Here is a 14,514-nt window from a genome sequence, read left to right as displayed (position 1 = left end):
GAGGCGAGTAGTGGGCTGCCCTGGCGCTGGGTTCATTGCTCGGCCAGGATGAGGCCATGAACACGGGGAAGTGGGCACGGTTGGCGATAGTGCTTCTGGGGGCCGGGGCGCTAGCGGGCTGCTCCTTCGCTACAGCGGATGACGTCTTTGCTGAGGAACAGGTCAGTTCGGACGCGCTGCCCCAAGTTGAGAGTGTGGTGCTCGAGGATCTCGACCCGGAGTCGGCGCGGTACCTCGGTGAGGCTGAGGGCTCGCAGTTTTGGGCGGCGCGGAACGCGGATGGCGAGTTCTGCGTCCTCACGAAGGTTGTCGAGGGCGGTCCCAACGAGATGATGTCTGGCTGCAGCCCGGGGGATGGCGACACGCTCACGATCTCGATGAGCGGAGGGCCGTCAGCTTCGTGGTCGGCCGTAGAGAATCCGACCGTGCCGGATGGCAGCACGCTGCTCCGCGGCCACCTCCTCGTGTCGCCCCGCTGACTACACAGTTCGCCAGTCGCCTCGTGACGGAAGCACGGCTTGAACGGGCTGGCTTAGCGTTCGTATCGTCCCCTCCAGTGTGACCAACCTGTCCCACTAGGGGATCGTTGACCGGTGTTGGCTACGTCCCCTTTAGGTTCGCACCAGCGCGTAGGCCGGTCCTTGCGGGCGCCCCACCGTTCTTGTCTCATTCCTTGCTCATGCCGGTCGCCGGCGGTCTGCTGCCGGCGACGTCTGCGAGCCCGCGAAGGTACTGCCCGTTTCGCTCGATGACTGCGATGCGTCGTAGCCGGTAACCAAGTGGCTGGTCCTTCCAGTCGCCGGTGGGGCGGACTTCCTGCAAGTACACCCAGTGGCGGCGGATCTCGTCGACGACGCCGACCCACATCAGGTCGGGGCGGCGGTCTTTCTGCACCGCGATGATGGAGCCGTCGGCGCCGAACGCTTTGAGCACGTTCCGAGTCCGATCAAGGTCGACGTTGAGCAGCCCTTCAGGAATCCGCGGTGGCCACTCTGGGCGCAGCTGCGCCGCTCGCGACTCGAACGACGTGTCGTTCCGCACGTCGTGCAGGTCGGTGAGCCGGAACGCGATGTGACCGTCGAAGAATCCACCATCGGCAGTCCTCGCCAGGAGGACCCACTTCGAGCCGACGGCTAGGACGTAACCGCTGTACCGTGCGCCGAGCTCCGAACGGCGTCTAAGCACCAGCAGTTGATCTGCGGCCGTGGATCGGAGACGGGCGCGAAGACGAGACTGACGCATTCAAGAAGGGTGCCACACCGCCGTGATGGGAAAGCTCCACAGGCAGCTCTCACGGCCGGGTTGCACGTTATCGACCTACACCCACGCCAACGTTTGAACTCAACGTCCCGTCAGGCGATCCGTTACTGGGAGCGGCGCGACGAGGGTGTTCCTGCCTGACGGCTGGTCCGTGGTGGCAATCTGTTGGCTCTGGTCTAGGAGGCGAAGAGACGGAGTGCGTCCTCGCTGAGCGGGCGGTCGGCAAAAAGGAGCCGTACCGCATCCGGATCGGGATTGCCCGCGTCCGGGCCGCGCCACACGAGTTCGAGGCCGGCTCGCTGAGCCGCACGACGCGATCCCTCGTTGTGCTCGAGAAGGGACGCGACCAGCGGCAGGTCTCGCCCTGTCGCGGACACTGCCTCGCGGGCCGCCGCGACGATCTCCTGCGCGTAGCCCCGTCCCCACGCTGATGGTGCCAGCCGGTAGTAGATGTTCCACGCAAGGCCCCCGCGAAGGCTGGGGCCGCCCATGCCGGCCAACGCACCCGTTGCCGTGTCCCGCGCGACCCAGACATCGACGCCGTTCACCTCCCATCCCGCCAGGTACCGATCGACCAGTTCGCGAGTGTCCGCCAGCTCGGTGTGACGTGCGGACGGGAGGTGCTTCCAGACCTCGGGGTCGGCGTGGAGGGCATGGAGTTCCGGGAGATCTCGCTCGGTCGGGCGGGAAAGCGTCAAGCGCTCCGTCAGCGTCGCCTGGATCGAGTGGGTCATGTCCGCCATTCTCCCGAGCTTTGTGTCTGCGTCGACAGCGGTGGTTCGAGTGACCGGTGAAGTCTGGTGCTCGAACCCGGGTGGAGGCGCCCGGTAAGGGATCGGTCTGCGAGTACCGAGGGTTTGCGACGAGGTGAGACGACGGAGCTCATTCCACAAGTGCCCGATAAGTTCGCGCCATGATCATCTGGCTGAACGGCACCCACGGAGTCGGAAAGACGACTACTAGTCAGCACGTGCAGGCGCTGCTGCCGGACTCACGCATACTCGACGCGGAAAAGGTCGGAGAGGTCCTGATGGATGTGAAACCGGGATTGCCGGCCACGGACAACTTCCAGCACTGGGACCCCTGGCGCCCTCTTGTCGTCGAGACTGCACGTCGTCTTCTCGCCTTCACCGGCGGCACCCTCGTGATGCCGATGACCGTCCTCGTCGAGAGCTACTGGAACGAGATTCGAGCTGGCCTGGCTGAGCACCAGATTCCCGTGCATCATTTCGTCCTGCACGCCGACCAGGCCACTCTCCGGGATCGCATCCAGAACGATCCCGTGCTTGGGCCGTCGATGTTCAGATTCGCTCATCTCGCCCCCTACGAGGAGGCCGCGGGGACATGGCTGCACGATGATGCCCACGTCATCGAGACGTCGAAATGCACCCCGCGGGAGGCGGCGGAACAGATCGTGGCAGCAATCCCGACGTCGTGACCGAGGTGCCCGTTAGACGATCGGCTACCGGTTCGCTGCCGTGCTCAGTCCTGTGGCGATTCGGGCGCAGAGAGGGGTGGTGGAGTGGCTGTGAAGGCCATGAAGGCCACGAAGGCACCAGCCACGTTTGGTACGAACCCGAAGAACGCCCACCAGGTCACGTCCTCTGGGAACTGCAAGTCGAGAGCGAGCGCCACGACACAGAGCGCGGCAAGGCCGCCCCAGAAAACCATTGCGTACCCGCTCAGCTGGTGCAGGGAGCGTCGGCCGCCACGAGGTGTCCAGCGTGCGATCACGAGGGCCACACTCGTCAACAGGCTTGGACCGAGCACGAGCAACCAAAACACTCAACCCACGATATGCAGCCGGCGGTGTGGTGGCATCCCTCGTAAGTAGTGGAACTCGCTCCGTGTTCGCAACCTGACCCTCGTCCGAGCCTCTGGGCGTTGTCTGGCTGCGTCTGCTCCGCTGAATACCTCGACCGTCGTCAATGTCGCAAAAGGGATCGATAGGCGGGCACATGTCGCTTCTGCTTGACGCGTGGCGTCTGGGAAGCTGTCGATGACGACGGGGGCGATGTGCGGCGAGTCTTGGTGTGGGTGATGGTGGTGGCTGCTGCCGGAGCTACGGCTGCGGTGTTCTTGGCGACGCGGACCGCGTCTGCGGCACCGTTGGTGTTCGTCGCGGCAGCATTCCCGCAGCTTGCGTTCTTCGGGGTGGCCCTCGTTTCCATGGCGGTGGTCATCGCGGCGATCAGGGGCCGCCTCCGACTCGCCACGTCCGCAGGACTAGTTGTCCTCGTCGTTAGTGCTGGCCTCGGAATCGTTTTGACGGCGGGAAGGCCGGCACCCTCGACAACGGTTCCCAGCGCATCCTCGTCGGCGGGGCAGCTACGAATCCTGTCGTGGAACACCAACCAACAAGACGTCTCAACCGAGCAGTTGGGCGCGTTGATCGAAACCGAGCAAGCGAACGTCGTTGCTCTGCCTGAGTACTTCACGGCCGTGGCCGATGGAACTCTCGCCGGGCTCGCCCAAGAGCACGACATGCAGATCATCGGGACCGATTCATCCTCGGCGACGTTGCTGATCTCGAAGCATCTCGGCACATATTCGCTTGCCGACCAAGAAACGACACCGGCATGGGCTGGGTTCGTCGCGACCTCAGACAATCCCCGCGCCCCCGCCTTGCTCGTGGCGCATTTGCAGCGTCCTTCATTGGTCGACTCAAGCATCTGGCAGAGCCACGTCGATTGGGCGCGGCAACAGTGCGCGGACCGACGGAACATCGTCGCCGTCGGTGACTTCAACGCCACCCTGGCAAATCTCGGCGGCGACCAGCTCGGCCCGTGTCAGGATGCGGCCTCTGCTCTGGGCCTTGAATCGACAGGCACCTGGCCCTCCGCTCTGCCAGCGTCTCTGGGCGCCCCGATCGACCACACCTTTTTCGGCCCAGGTTGGGAGCCTGTCGCCTTTGCGGTGCTCGACTCTCAGGCCACCCGAGGCTCAGACCACCGCCCCATCGTCACCGTGCTCAATCCGAACAGCTCGTAACCCGTCTCAATAGGGGATCGGCTGCCGTACAAGGGGCCTAGGTGAGGCTCGCCTTGATGTCGTGCTCGAGCCTGGTGAAGCGCTCTTGATAGACGGCGTAGTGCGCCCTGGTTGCGACCAGGTAGCTGCCCTCGTCGCTCGTCATCTTCAGGCGCACTGAGCTGCCCGCTCCTTCAGAAGCGATGGACCACGTGACGACCATGGGGATGCGCTTCTTTCCCGCCTGAAGCAGCCCACCTAGAAGCCGGTAGGCAGTTCGAGATCCGAGGTTAACGCTGCCTTCGTGCGCCTGTACTACAGGCTTCTGCGCCACATCGCGAAGCAGCTCAACTAGCCGTCTGGCGGCCATGTCCGGGGGGAGACCCGTTGAGATGTCGGCGGTGTGCTGGGCGGGCTGGATCGGCATGCCTATTTGTAGCGCACAAGACGAGCCTGGGTAGGAAGTGCCCGATAGACGATCGGTCACTGGCGCGAGGTCCTGTCACTAGCCTGAGCGCATGAGAGGTGTCGGCAGGTTGAGATGGCTCGGGGTCGTTGTGTCGGTTTNCTGTCGGATCTTCGGTTCTTGGAGAGTCACGCGGCATAGTGAGGGCCTATGGAATTCCTCTTGAGCTTCCTTCCCGGGGCCGGCCTTGTGCTCGGGATGATGGGTCTCGCGGTGTACCTGGGGCTGCGCGAGCGCTCGAGGAATGCGAACGCTGAAAGCTCGAGACGCGTCTACCTGTACGTCTCCATCGCTGCGTTCAGCGTGTCTCTCGTCCTGCTCGTTTACTCAAACGTTCGGTAGCGGCTTTGACCCTGTCTCGATAGGGGATCCTCGAGCGAACCAGGGTGGTCTTGGGCGATCGTTAGACGTTTCTGCCGGTCGTGCGTGTGGTGTTGACGTGGCTCCACTCGTCTTCGAGGACGGCGAGGACGTCGAGGGGGATGACGACGGTGACGGCCTTGCCGGACACGGTGGCGTTGATGATGCGTTCACCGTGCTCGTGGCGGTGTGACACGACGTGGAACGTCGAGGGTTCGACGCGCACGACGGGAAGAGGGGCGGGTTCAGAGGTGGGTGCCGATCCCCAGAGAAGGAACCCGTCGTGGGTCTGCGCCACGTAGGAGGTGCCCCTCGTCGTCCACCTCGCTTGGAAAGCCACACTCCAGCGTACGTGGCCATGGTGCCCCGGAAAGGGACTTCCTGGCGGTCTCGGCCTATCTGGCGTGTCGAACCGGCGGGCCGACGGTTCAGTGCGCGGACGGTACCCCGGTGCTGGGGGGTGAGGTCAAGCCCCTTGGGCTAGGCGTCTCGTGTCGTTAGGTTTTTGGACGGTTCCGACAGGCAGCAATGGTGCTGCCTGCCGGCACCGCCCAGCCCGAGAGAAACTAAGCATCGTGTTCCCTCGTGGCGGAGCCTGTTCGGGCTTCGGACCGGTCCGACCAGCTGCCCACTTGGGATGGGAAGCCGCTGAGGCCGGGCTGAGGGCCTTCCGAAGGGGGAAGGCCTCAGCAGCCCGACGACGCGGCCGCTGTCCGGGCGGGGGAAGTCAGGGGCAGTGCGTGGCCGAGAAGTCCGAGTCGTCGTAGGCGCCGATGTCGAGTTCAAGGTGTCTATCAGGGACCAGGCCTGCGACGTCGGACACCGCTCGGGTGAGCGTGACGGGAAGGCCGGGCGAGATCAGGACGGCGGTGTGGGTGCTGTCCGCGAGACGGATGTCGACGAACGCGCCGCCGGCGCGGACGGCTGCCTCGATGTTCGTCATGACTTGGACGTCATCGGTGTCGGGAGCGAGGGTGAAGTCCTCGCAGGCGATGTTGAGCAGTAGGCGGTTCATGGGTCCTTCTGGTGTCGGGGGCCAGATGCGCAACGCTAGGCGCCCGGCACAAGGGTAGGTGGCCCCTTGACAGGCTTCACCCTGACCTGTTCCACGAGGCAATCACGCGGGTCGACGTCCGCACCGCTCGCGTGGACCGACAGACAGCGGAGACGAGAAGGTCACGACACCTGCTCTAGGTCAGGCCAAGGCTCGGTAGGACGTCATTCCGAGGCGGAGGCCGGTGCGCTTCCCGCTGCCGAAGAGCACGCCACAGGGGGGCGCACCAGATCACTCAGTTGCCAGATGACGAGGGCCGCTCGCGGGTGTCCCGGACTGGGGGTGCCAAACAGGATGCAGCCGCATACAGTGGCCGGATGCTCGGGGGAGCATCCCACTTGTACCCCTTCCGATCGGATAGCTTCCCGTGTCTCTTGCACCTGCGCTGCCAGCCGATACGGAGCGATCCGTCGACGAGCTCCTCGCCCTCGTCGCTGAGGGCAACGAGCGGGCTTTTGCTGCTTTCTACGACGGCACCGCGTCTCGGGTCCTCGGGCTCGTGCGGCGCATCCTGGTCGATCCGGCGCAGTCCGAGGAGGTCACGCAAGAGGTGTTCTTCGCGGCCTGGCAGGAAGCGCCCCAGTTCGACCCTGCCAAAGGCACAGCACTGGCGTGGCTGCTAATGCGGGCACGCCGTCGCGCCATCGACCGTGTCCGGTCTTCCCAGGCCAGTCGGGACCGCGACACCGTCGTCGGCATCCGTGACCATGAATCAAGTCGGGACGACGTCGCCGAGAAGGCTGAGGTTCTGGTCGAGCACCACCGCGTCGCGCGGGCCATGGGGGACCTCACCAAGGTGCACCGCGAGGCGCTCGAGCTGACGTACTACGGCGGGTTTACCCAGTCCGAGGCAGCAATCCGTGCCGGTGTCCCGATCGGGACGATGAAGACCCGCATCCGGGACGCTCTCATCGCCCTCCGGAAACACGTCAGCGCCGCATGATCCCCTGAGCCAATTTGGTGTCCCTCCACTTGTTTCGTAAGGGGCAGCCTTGGCTGATTTTGTTAGGCGTCATAACCTGAATGGGCCGAGGGCGGTTCCCCGGTTGGGGCGTCGAAGGCGTGCTCCTGATCCGTATCGCTAACGATTGCCCTTACTCGCCCCCGCCCATGCGGGGGCGTGTGGTCGTTCCAGGACGCCTATACCTCTGAAGCCAGGTGTATCTCATGGATGGATGGGGTCTTCCCTGTCCAGTGCGCAGCTGCACAGTGGCGATGGAATGACTCGTCAAAACCCACCCCTCAATCGTCCGATAGGGGATCCTTCACCGAGATCAGCTTCGGACTGACTTCTCGAGACGGCCGGAGCCTTGTAGCTGTGGGGGAGTGGCTGACCTCCCCTGGTGGCCCCTCAACTGAGCCGTAACTCACAGACTTGTGGTCCGCGAGATGCAACGCTCCGGAGGTGGCCGGCCATGTCTTTTGCAAACGCCTCATTTCCAGAACGGTGGCCCTTTCATGACGAACGCGAACCTCGACGAGATCCTGAGCAGAAGCCGCCCGGCGACTGCCGAGAACGATCCGCACCTCCTGGCCCTCATTGCCCCGATGTCTGCCGCTGCACGCACCGAGGCGAGGGAAGCGCCACGCAGAACGGCAGGGCTCCGTCAACCAGGACGGCCGCTGCTCGCGGTGGTACTGGGAGGATCGCTGCTCCTTGGAGGTGGCGCCCTCGTCGAAAGTCTGCAGCCGGACTACGAAGCTCACGCCACGATCGTCTTCGCTCTCCCCGGTGATCCGTTCATCGACAACGGTGACAGCGCACCGACCGGGTGCCTGGCCGAAGTGCGCTTCGACGTCTCAGGCGGTACGGCAGCCCAGGACCTGGTGGAAGAAGTTGTCGAGGGCAGCGACTGGTCATTGCTCGAATCCCGGCTCACAGCTCTCGTGCAAAGTGACCGGGGCGAGACCGACCTCAACCAGAGTGTCGTGACGACCCTCGACACGGGCATCCGCTCGACACTCGATCCCCAACTCGTGGGCTCTGCCCGATACGGCGGCGTCTCCCTGACGTGCGGGGTCACCGAGTGACCCTCGGACGGAGTGCCGCCTCAACGAGACAGACCGAAGACAGGCAAGCACGCGTGACGGCAGTGATCGAGGCGACGTCGAGAGATCTGCTCGGTTACTTTTTGCGCAGGGTCAGCTCGGCTGAGGACGCAGCCGACCTGCTCGGGGAGACGCAGCTGGTCGTTTGGCGCCGCGTCGATCAGCTACCCGGTGAGCCGCTCGAGGCCCGCTTGTGGATGTTCGGCATCGCTCGCCGGGTTCTCTCCACGTACCGACGCGCCGGTGCCCGTCGTGTCGCCCTCGCCGACCGGCTCCGGCAGGAGATCGAAGTGCGCGGTCCTGTTGCTCAACCTGTAAGCGATGGTGAGGAGCTGCGAGCTCTGTTGCTCAAGCTGAGCCACCTCGATCAAGAGATCATCCGCCTCGTGCACTGGGAGTGCTTCTCCCTTGCCGAAGTCGCGACCATCTTGGATAGGAGACCGGGAACAATTCGGAGCCGTTACTCGCGCGCGCGCATGTCTCTTCGTCAAGCCATCGACGATCAGAGCGATGACGTCTGATTCCGACCCACAGATTATCCGGCCAAGGGCCCTGCTACCGCCCGATAGAGGAACGTCTGACGAGACACCAATGAGCACGTGTTCGGGCTCGGACCGTAGATGCTGCGCGCCGCGGGTCGATCTGCCGTGCTTAGAGCGGACCAGGCCCGAACCAGAGGGCCGGCAGAGAGGCAGTGAGCAATAGCGCAGCCACGCCTAGGCTCACGACTGCCAGAGATCGTCGTGCTTCGTGTCGTATCGAACCGGCGATCGAGAGGCCGATGGACGTGGCGGAGAGGATGCCGACGGGCACCCAGGCCGCGAGGAAGATCGGGTACAGGAACAGCCAGCCTTCGTTGTGCCAGAGAGCGACCGGGGCCCACATCGCGGCGTAGAGACCGGCGTAGGTGACGAGAGCGACGAGCGTCACGATGCTCGACGCGACCGCGAAGGGGCTGCCAGCCTGTGGGTCGTCGCGCGGTTCGTTCGCTTGGCCAGGCCATACCGGGGTGGTCGTCACGGTCGAAAGCTAGCAGCCCCGGAAGCGGGGTCAGCCGCCATGCGACGGCTCGGGCGTCGCGGCCGCGGTCTTGACGAGTGCTCGCAGGATCGATGGGTCGACGGACCCGAGGACTCGAGCGCTGACACGTCCCTCGGGGTCTAAGACGAAGGTCGCCGGGGTCGCATTGGGGGCCGTCTTGCCGGCGAATGCGAGCTGGATGCTTCCCGTCTTCGCGTCGATGGCGGTCGGGTACGTGACGGTGAATCGTCGCGTGAATGCGTTGGCAGTGTCGGGCTGGTCTTTGACGTTGACGCCCAGGAAAGCAGCATCGTCGGCTACTTCCTCGCTCACCGCTTGGAGGTCGGTCGCTTCCATTCGGCACGGGACGCACCCTGCGAACCAGAAGTTGAGGACGGCGACCTTGCCCTGGTAGTCAGTCGCCGTGATCTTCGTGCCGTCACTGAGTTCCGAGTCGAACTCGATCGGGTCGCCGCGGTCCTCGGGGGCGATTTCGGTCACGAGCTGGTTGGCGGAGATGTATCCCTTGCCATCACCCCACTGCTGTTCGATCCCCGACGATGAGGTGCACCCCGCCACGGCTGCGCTGGTAGCCAAGAGGAGGGCCGAGGAAGTCAGAAGTCGACGTGTTCGCACGCGTGAGGATAACTCGGCCAACCCGAGCGTGAACATCGTGCGCTGGGGATGCAGCGCCCACGACTCCGCCAATTCGATTGCCGACCCGCGGGCAAGATAGGCGGTCGGGCGGGGTTACCGTGCGACTTGACTCGTCGGTCGGGCAGTCCTCCGCCGCCTACGTCTCGCTTCGGGGAGCGGGAACAATGTCGACGGCTGCCGGGCCGGTTCTGAAGGTGTGCACGCGGAAGCTCACGCGCTGCCCGGTGTGCAGCAGTGTGCGCTTTGGCAAAGTGAAGAGCTTGTCGGCAAAGAGCTCCTGGCCGTTGCCGTCAGCGACGATAAATCCCCACCCCAGCTCACGGTTGAACCATCTCACGGTGCCCGCTTGATACTCGCCCTGGAACTGTCCTAAAGGTGCAGCGTCATCCATGTAGCGATTCTGGGGCATTGCCAGCTGGGAACGCGACCGATCCTTTGCCGTGACTCTCGGTAAAGAGCGGTGTCCGATAGCCGATCGCAGACCGGGCAATCGGGCGGTACCTACAGTCCTTTTCGGGCGGCCTCCTGGCAGAGCGTGGTGCTTTGTCCGTCGCACACGGTGCCCAAGTAAAGGCCCAGATCGGCCGCACCGGGGTAGTCCGCAAGGCCGAAGGCAGCGGGGTTGTCCTGGAAGGCGCGTGTCCACTCATCCACTGAGGTGCATTCCCGGGCTGTCCGCAGAAGTGGACCGTTGGCATTGTCCCCGGCCGGGATGTCGGCTGCTTCCTCAAACGCGGTGACGCACGACGAGGCCTCGTCCTTCGTGCCTGAGTCGCTGACAACTTGGACCGTCACGGCCGCGATGGCGATCACGATCCCCAGCAAAACAAACCAGAAGATTCGTGTTGCTCGCTTGTTCTCGGGTCGATCATCAGCCCAGGTCATGGACACATCCTCGCCGATTCCATGAGTCGGCCGGCTCATACTTCGGGTAGGAGCAGTCGGCCGACAACAGCTCTACAAGCCGCCAGGGTGCGTCCTAGGGTGGCAGGCTCTGAGCATGAACGCGCCCAGCGACCTGCTCGCCGTCCTCGTCGACGCAGACAACGTTCCTCCGTCACGGATCGGGGCCGTCCTCGCGGAAGTTGCCCGATTCGGGACCGCGTCCGTGAAGAGGGTCTACGGCGACTGGACGACCGCGCAGCTCGGCAGCTGGAAAACGGCGGCCAGCGAGCACGTCATTCAGCCCATGCAGCAGTTCGCCCACACCAAGGGCAAGAACTCGACAGACAGCGCACTCATCATCGAGGCCATGGACCTGCTTTACACGGGCCGGTTCCAGGGGTTTTGCATCGTGTCGTCAGATAGCGACTTCACCCGACTTGCCTCCCGCATCCGCGAAGAGGGCATCACCGTTTACGGGTTCGGAGAGCGGAAGACGCCCACATCGTTCCGCAACGCCTGCGACCAGTTCACCTACCTCGACGTTCTCGGAGTCACCACCGGTGAGGCGGCCCCCACAGCGCCCACGCTCGAGCGCGCGGCGGTGTCGTCGCCGCAAGATGACGAGCGTCTCATCGAGGGACTGCGGAGCAGCGTGAGCACGGCTTCCTCCGAGGACGGCTGGGCAAACCTTGCCTCGGTCGGGCAACTCTTACGCAAATGGCAGCCGGAGTTCGACTCGCGCAACTGGGGCTACGCCAAGCTCTCAGAACTCGTCCGCGCGACAGGGCAGTTCACGGTCGAGCCGATGGCGACAGGCCACCGGGTCCGCACCGTCGCCGGTTCTCAGTAGGGAGCGCTCACGTAGGGATGCGGCCGGAGATGACGGCTGCTGCGACGTCGACCAGCACGTCGCGACCGGCTGTCGCGAACCCGTCGCGGATCGCGACGAGTCGGTTTTGCTTTGGAGAGTCAATGGGCGAGGTGTCTACGAGGGCATCCAGGGCCGCAATCAGACGATCCGCCGCGACATCGGAACTCGGCCACTGGCCTACCGCTTCAAGTCCTTCTGGGCGGATGCCGACGACATAGTTGTCCCGCTCGTTGAAGCCGCTTGCGTCCTTAACAACGAGGTGTCGGTGACCTAAGTTCGTCAGCGCGAGAACGACTTCACGCTGAGATTGGCCGCTGGACGTGGCTATTTCTTGGGACTGGAGCACGTCCTGCTCCTCCAGCATTTTCGCGACCGCCATGAGCACGGGGTAATCGCGAGCGGCCCATACGTCGTCTAGACGAGGAAGTTGATCCATGGCGCGACCCTAGCCGGAAGGGCCAGGGCTGCTTGGCTGTGCCGCCCAAATCTTGAGCTTGCATCTCGATTGCCCGCACAGGTGAGGTGCCGAGACGATGGTTTGCGGGATGAGAGCTTCAGTGGGTACCCGATAGGGGATCGTTGTGCGGCCGACCTTCTGCTGGCCCTGATGGGGGGTGGCTGTGCTGACGCCTCGCCTTGCATGCTGGGCGCGGTCGATCGAGAGGACCGAGCATGAGCAAGTCGTTGATCCACCACGAGCACATCCGCGTACTCGTCTGGGCCGGCCAGCAGGCACGCTTCGGCGGGCCCCTTCGGTGGGGACACCACGACCTGCAGGGCGAGATCGTCGAGCAGCAGGTGGGCGCCGAGAACGCCGCGGGGGTGGGCGCGATGCTCGTCGCCCAGAACGAGGCCGTGTTCGACGAGCGCCACGACTGGGACGACGAGCACGAGCCCTACGAGCACACCGATCCCGAGCGCCAGGAGTGGTCGGCCGTGGAGATCCTCAAGGCGATCGACCACTACCTCTACCACTCCCTCGACGACGAAGCTTCCGACACCATCACCGCCGTCGACGCGGCCATGTACTGCCACGCCCTCCGCCTTGGGATCGTCACCGCCGACCCGCGTTGGGACCCGGCGACCCTGACCGCAGATCTGCTGATGGCCCTGCCGGAATACGAGGCCGCACCCCTGGAGATCTCCCCGGGTGCGACGCCGGCTGCGGGCGCCCCCACCAAGACCAGAGCCCGGAAGCGGGCACTGCTTTCCGTCCAGGACACGCCTACCCGCCGGGCCACCGTCGCGAGACAGCGCACCAGGACGGGCCGCCCTGGGGGTCCCGTGCCCTGGATGATGTCCGGCATGGACGGCGTCTGGGTGTGGGACCCGGGGAAGGGACTTGTGCGCCTTGACGACCCGTTCGGTGACGGCCGGAATTGCCGCGAGTGGCTTCTGTCCCCAGATGGCAGGCACGTGCGCTACGTCGCGTCTCCTCGTGGCATGGAGCGCGTCCCCACCGAGCGTCGATGTCTCGACCTGGTGTCTGGCGAGGTCGCCGTCGAGCCCGACTTCCCCGCCAAGACCCAGGTGCACCACGGAGGCCCGGGGCTGCAGGCGAGAGTGCACTACACACAGCTGGAGACGTACCACGCCACCGCCGCAGTCACCCTCGAGCGCGACGGAGAGATCCGCGAGCTCGAGCCGCAGTTCGCGGTCACGTTGGGTCTGAACTACACGGGCAGTCCCATCCAGTTCTCGCCAGATCGACGGTGGGCGGCCATGGCTTTCCGATCGAGATCGAATCCGTTCAGCCAGCTCGACGTCGTGGACCTTAGCGGCAAGCCGTTCTCCGGGCTCAGCCACTACGGACTCGAACTTCGCGGATCAGGCTCCTTCAGCCCCAGCGGCATCAAGCTGCTCGTCGAACGCACGCAGCAAGGTCGTCACCTAGAGCAAGACATGTGTGTCTGCGACACGTTGCAGCAAGACACTCGACCCATCACCGTCCTGCCTGAACACCGCACACAAGCCATCGAGTACCTCGGATGGCTCGACGACACGCGCCTCCTCGCCTACGTGCGTGAAAAGCGGAGGGTGTCGGTGCTGGCGGTGGACCCGAGGAGCGGTGAGCAGGAGGAGATCGTGAACTTCGGCATGCCGATGAACAGCGGCAACTTCCACGGGATATGGATGGCACCAGGAGTCGTCCAAGCAGACCCAGCCACCCTTCAAGGAGGCTCGGCCTGACCGCTATCGCTCGTGCGAGGGCGTCGCAACGTGTCGCATTCGACGATCGGTGATCGGGTCGGTTTGTGAACCGGGAGAAATGCTCGGTCGCTGCCACGCTCGCTGCTGCATGTGTCAGCGTGGTGAGATGCGACTCGATCAAGTCCTCACGCTCACGGAAGGGCTCGCTCTGGCCCAGGAACTGGCCAACCCACGGTGGCGGGGCCCCATAGAAGTCCGGGGCGTGCATCAAGAGCGTGGTGGCAGCATCTGGCAGTTCGCGTTCGCCCTGGACGAGGCGAGCTGCTCATGGTCTATGCAGAGTGAAGGCGGCTTCGAGCAGTGGTTCGAGGATGGCGTGCTTCACGGCGTGGATGCGCCGGTCGAGTTTTCCTTCGAGCGGTCGTTGCCGTCGGCTATCTCCATGGCCGTGCCTGAGTGCATGCGCTGGTGGGGGCGCGAAAGGGAGAGTTTCGCTCCGGTGCTAGTGCAGCGGATCGGGGAGCACTCGTTGCTCGTGACGTTCGAGCATGTCGAGGATCCTGCTTTCCGAACCACGCTGGTTGTCGACGAGCGAGACTGGATCGCCCGCCGGCGGATCGACTTCGGAGAAATCACGGTCATCACGGAAGTCCGTCGCGTCGTGCGGTGGGCGAAGCTGCCGCGTCCTTCCTTCAGCCCGCTTACCGGCCCGATAGCGACCGTCTACTAGCGCGGTAGCTGTCAGACAGTCCAGCAATGGGGCTACGCGCC

The 14,514-nt window shown here is 64.6% G+C and carries 19 protein-coding genes; 9 read left to right on the top strand and 10 right to left on the bottom strand.

All coding sequences use genetic code 11. From position 1 onward, the window contains the following. The first annotated feature begins 56 nt into the window (after positions 1-56). Positions 57-479, top strand: a complete 423-nt coding sequence (locus tag IFT90_RS15615; protein ID WP_192043133.1) for a hypothetical protein — start codon at positions 57-59, stop codon at positions 477-479. 187 nt (positions 480-666) lie between these two features. Here IFT90_RS15615 and IFT90_RS15610 read toward each other — a convergent pair whose 3' ends face one another. Together IFT90_RS15610 and IFT90_RS15605 are read right to left on the bottom strand one after the other, a co-directional pair. After that, positions 667-1,185, bottom strand: a complete 519-nt coding sequence (locus IFT90_RS15610) for a hypothetical protein (RefSeq protein WP_192043132.1) — start codon at positions 1,183-1,185, stop codon at positions 667-669. A 251-nt stretch (positions 1,186-1,436) separates the two neighbouring features. Continuing rightward, a complete protein-coding gene (locus IFT90_RS15605) occupies positions 1,437-1,994 on the bottom strand; it encodes a GNAT family N-acetyltransferase (protein ID WP_192043131.1) in 558 nt (185 codons plus the stop codon). Positions 1,995-2,173: 179 nt separating this feature from the next. Here IFT90_RS15605 and IFT90_RS15600 point away from each other — a divergent pair, with 179 nt between their 5' ends. Both IFT90_RS15600 and IFT90_RS15595 read left to right on the top strand, forming a co-directional pair. Beyond that, on the top strand, positions 2,174-2,698 hold the full coding sequence (locus IFT90_RS15600) for an AAA family ATPase (RefSeq protein WP_192043130.1): 525 nt from the start codon (positions 2,174-2,176) through the stop codon (positions 2,696-2,698). A 674-nt stretch (positions 2,699-3,372) separates the two neighbouring features. Then, on the top strand, positions 3,373-4,251 hold the full coding sequence (locus tag IFT90_RS15595) for an endonuclease/exonuclease/phosphatase family protein (protein ID WP_371812357.1): 879 nt from the start codon (positions 3,373-3,375) through the stop codon (positions 4,249-4,251). Between the two features lie 37 nt (positions 4,252-4,288). Here the strand turns inward: IFT90_RS15595 and IFT90_RS15590 are convergent, their stop codons facing one another. From IFT90_RS15590 to IFT90_RS15580, 3 genes are all read right to left on the bottom strand, one after another. Next, positions 4,289-4,657 carry a hypothetical protein gene (locus tag IFT90_RS15590; RefSeq protein WP_192043128.1) on the bottom strand — a complete coding sequence of 123 codons (369 nt, stop codon included), beginning with the start codon at positions 4,655-4,657 and terminating at the stop codon, positions 4,289-4,291. 442 nt (positions 4,658-5,099) lie between these two features. Further along, positions 5,100-5,354: a hypothetical protein gene (locus IFT90_RS16715; RefSeq protein WP_207106326.1), complete on the bottom strand. Its 255-nt coding sequence runs from the start codon at positions 5,352-5,354 to the stop codon at positions 5,100-5,102. Positions 5,355-5,783: 429 nt separating this feature from the next. Continuing rightward, the gene (locus tag IFT90_RS15580) at positions 5,784-6,071 is read right to left on the bottom strand and encodes a hypothetical protein (RefSeq protein ID WP_192043126.1); all 288 of its coding nucleotides are present in this window, start codon (positions 6,069-6,071) and stop codon (positions 5,784-5,786) included. 406 nt (positions 6,072-6,477) lie between these two features. Here IFT90_RS15580 and sigK point away from each other — a divergent pair, with 406 nt between their 5' ends. From sigK to IFT90_RS15565, 3 genes are all read left to right on the top strand, one after another. Beyond that, the gene (sigK, locus tag IFT90_RS15575; RefSeq protein WP_371812345.1) at positions 6,478-7,053 is read left to right on the top strand and encodes an ECF RNA polymerase sigma factor SigK; all 576 of its coding nucleotides are present in this window, start codon (positions 6,478-6,480) and stop codon (positions 7,051-7,053) included. Positions 7,054-7,568: 515 nt separating this feature from the next. Continuing rightward, positions 7,569-8,141 carry a hypothetical protein gene (locus IFT90_RS15570; protein ID WP_192043125.1) on the top strand — a complete coding sequence of 191 codons (573 nt, stop codon included), beginning with the start codon at positions 7,569-7,571 and terminating at the stop codon, positions 8,139-8,141. 53 nt (positions 8,142-8,194) lie between these two features. Beyond that, positions 8,195-8,680: an RNA polymerase sigma factor gene (locus IFT90_RS15565; protein ID WP_192043124.1), complete on the top strand. Its 486-nt coding sequence runs from the start codon at positions 8,195-8,197 to the stop codon at positions 8,678-8,680. A gap of 130 nt (positions 8,681-8,810) precedes the next feature. On the opposite strand, the gene IFT90_RS15560 is transcribed toward IFT90_RS15565, so the two are convergent. The 4 genes from IFT90_RS15560 to IFT90_RS15545 form a co-directional block, all read right to left on the bottom strand. Further along, complete coding sequence (locus IFT90_RS15560; protein WP_192043123.1) at positions 8,811-9,179, bottom strand: hypothetical protein; 369 nt, start codon at positions 9,177-9,179, stop codon at positions 8,811-8,813. A 30-nt stretch (positions 9,180-9,209) separates the two neighbouring features. Beyond that, positions 9,210-9,776 (bottom strand): TlpA disulfide reductase family protein, encoded by a 567-nt coding sequence (locus tag IFT90_RS15555; protein ID WP_244645014.1) that lies wholly within the window; start codon positions 9,774-9,776, stop codon positions 9,210-9,212. A 196-nt stretch (positions 9,777-9,972) separates the two neighbouring features. Continuing rightward, complete coding sequence (locus IFT90_RS15550) at positions 9,973-10,227, bottom strand: cold-shock protein (RefSeq protein ID WP_192043121.1); 255 nt, start codon at positions 10,225-10,227, stop codon at positions 9,973-9,975. 110 nt (positions 10,228-10,337) lie between these two features. After that, positions 10,338-10,721 carry a hypothetical protein gene (locus tag IFT90_RS15545; RefSeq protein WP_192043120.1) on the bottom strand — a complete coding sequence of 128 codons (384 nt, stop codon included), beginning with the start codon at positions 10,719-10,721 and terminating at the stop codon, positions 10,338-10,340. 115 nt (positions 10,722-10,836) lie between these two features. Here IFT90_RS15545 and IFT90_RS15540 point away from each other — a divergent pair, with 115 nt between their 5' ends. Then, positions 10,837-11,571, top strand: a complete 735-nt coding sequence (locus IFT90_RS15540) for an NYN domain-containing protein (RefSeq protein WP_192043119.1) — start codon at positions 10,837-10,839, stop codon at positions 11,569-11,571. A gap of 7 nt (positions 11,572-11,578) precedes the next feature. Here IFT90_RS15540 and IFT90_RS15535 read toward each other — a convergent pair whose 3' ends face one another. Next, positions 11,579-12,028 carry a hypothetical protein gene (locus IFT90_RS15535; RefSeq protein WP_192043118.1) on the bottom strand — a complete coding sequence of 150 codons (450 nt, stop codon included), beginning with the start codon at positions 12,026-12,028 and terminating at the stop codon, positions 11,579-11,581. A gap of 236 nt (positions 12,029-12,264) precedes the next feature. Here IFT90_RS15535 and IFT90_RS15530 point away from each other — a divergent pair, with 236 nt between their 5' ends. Both IFT90_RS15530 and IFT90_RS15525 read left to right on the top strand, forming a co-directional pair. Next, entirely contained in the window at positions 12,265-13,782 is a 1,518-nt protein-coding gene (locus IFT90_RS15530) for a hypothetical protein (protein WP_192043117.1), read from the top strand. A gap of 127 nt (positions 13,783-13,909) precedes the next feature. Further along, on the top strand, positions 13,910-14,473 hold the full coding sequence (locus IFT90_RS15525; RefSeq protein WP_192043116.1) for a hypothetical protein: 564 nt from the start codon (positions 13,910-13,912) through the stop codon (positions 14,471-14,473). Positions 14,474-14,514 lie beyond the last annotated feature (41 nt).

The sequence above is a fragment of the Frigoribacterium sp. CFBP 8766 genome (assembly GCF_014841435.1).
Taxonomy (GTDB): domain Bacteria; phylum Actinomycetota; class Actinomycetes; order Actinomycetales; family Microbacteriaceae; genus Frigoribacterium.
This window is presented reverse-complemented; position numbering and strand designations above follow the sequence as displayed.

Coding starts and splice junctions, on each gene's coding strand:
- IFT90_RS15525 (WP_192043116.1), top strand. CDS start 13,910: ATGCGACTCGATCAAGTCCTCACGCTCACGGAAGGGCTCGCTCTGGCC.
- IFT90_RS15600 (WP_192043130.1), top strand. CDS start 2,174: ATGATCATCTGGCTGAACGGCACCCACGGAGTCGGAAAGACGACTACT.
- IFT90_RS15535 (WP_192043118.1), bottom strand. CDS start 12,028: ATGGATCAACTTCCTCGTCTAGACGACGTATGGGCCGCTCGCGATTAC.
- IFT90_RS15530 (WP_192043117.1), top strand. CDS start 12,265: ATGAGCAAGTCGTTGATCCACCACGAGCACATCCGCGTACTCGTCTGG.
- IFT90_RS15545 (WP_192043120.1), bottom strand. CDS start 10,721: ATGACCTGGGCTGATGATCGACCCGAGAACAAGCGAGCAACACGAATC.
- IFT90_RS15570 (WP_192043125.1), top strand. CDS start 7,569: ATGACGAACGCGAACCTCGACGAGATCCTGAGCAGAAGCCGCCCGGCG.
- IFT90_RS15615 (WP_192043133.1), top strand. CDS start 57: ATGAACACGGGGAAGTGGGCACGGTTGGCGATAGTGCTTCTGGGGGCC.
- IFT90_RS15605 (WP_192043131.1), bottom strand. CDS start 1,994: ATGACCCACTCGATCCAGGCGACGCTGACGGAGCGCTTGACGCTTTCC.
- IFT90_RS15580 (WP_192043126.1), bottom strand. CDS start 6,071: ATGAACCGCCTACTGCTCAACATCGCCTGCGAGGACTTCACCCTCGCT.
- IFT90_RS15540 (WP_192043119.1), top strand. CDS start 10,837: ATGAACGCGCCCAGCGACCTGCTCGCCGTCCTCGTCGACGCAGACAAC.
- IFT90_RS15590 (WP_192043128.1), bottom strand. CDS start 4,657: ATGCCGATCCAGCCCGCCCAGCACACCGCCGACATCTCAACGGGTCTC.
- IFT90_RS15550 (WP_192043121.1), bottom strand. CDS start 10,227: ATGGATGACGCTGCACCTTTAGGACAGTTCCAGGGCGAGTATCAAGCG.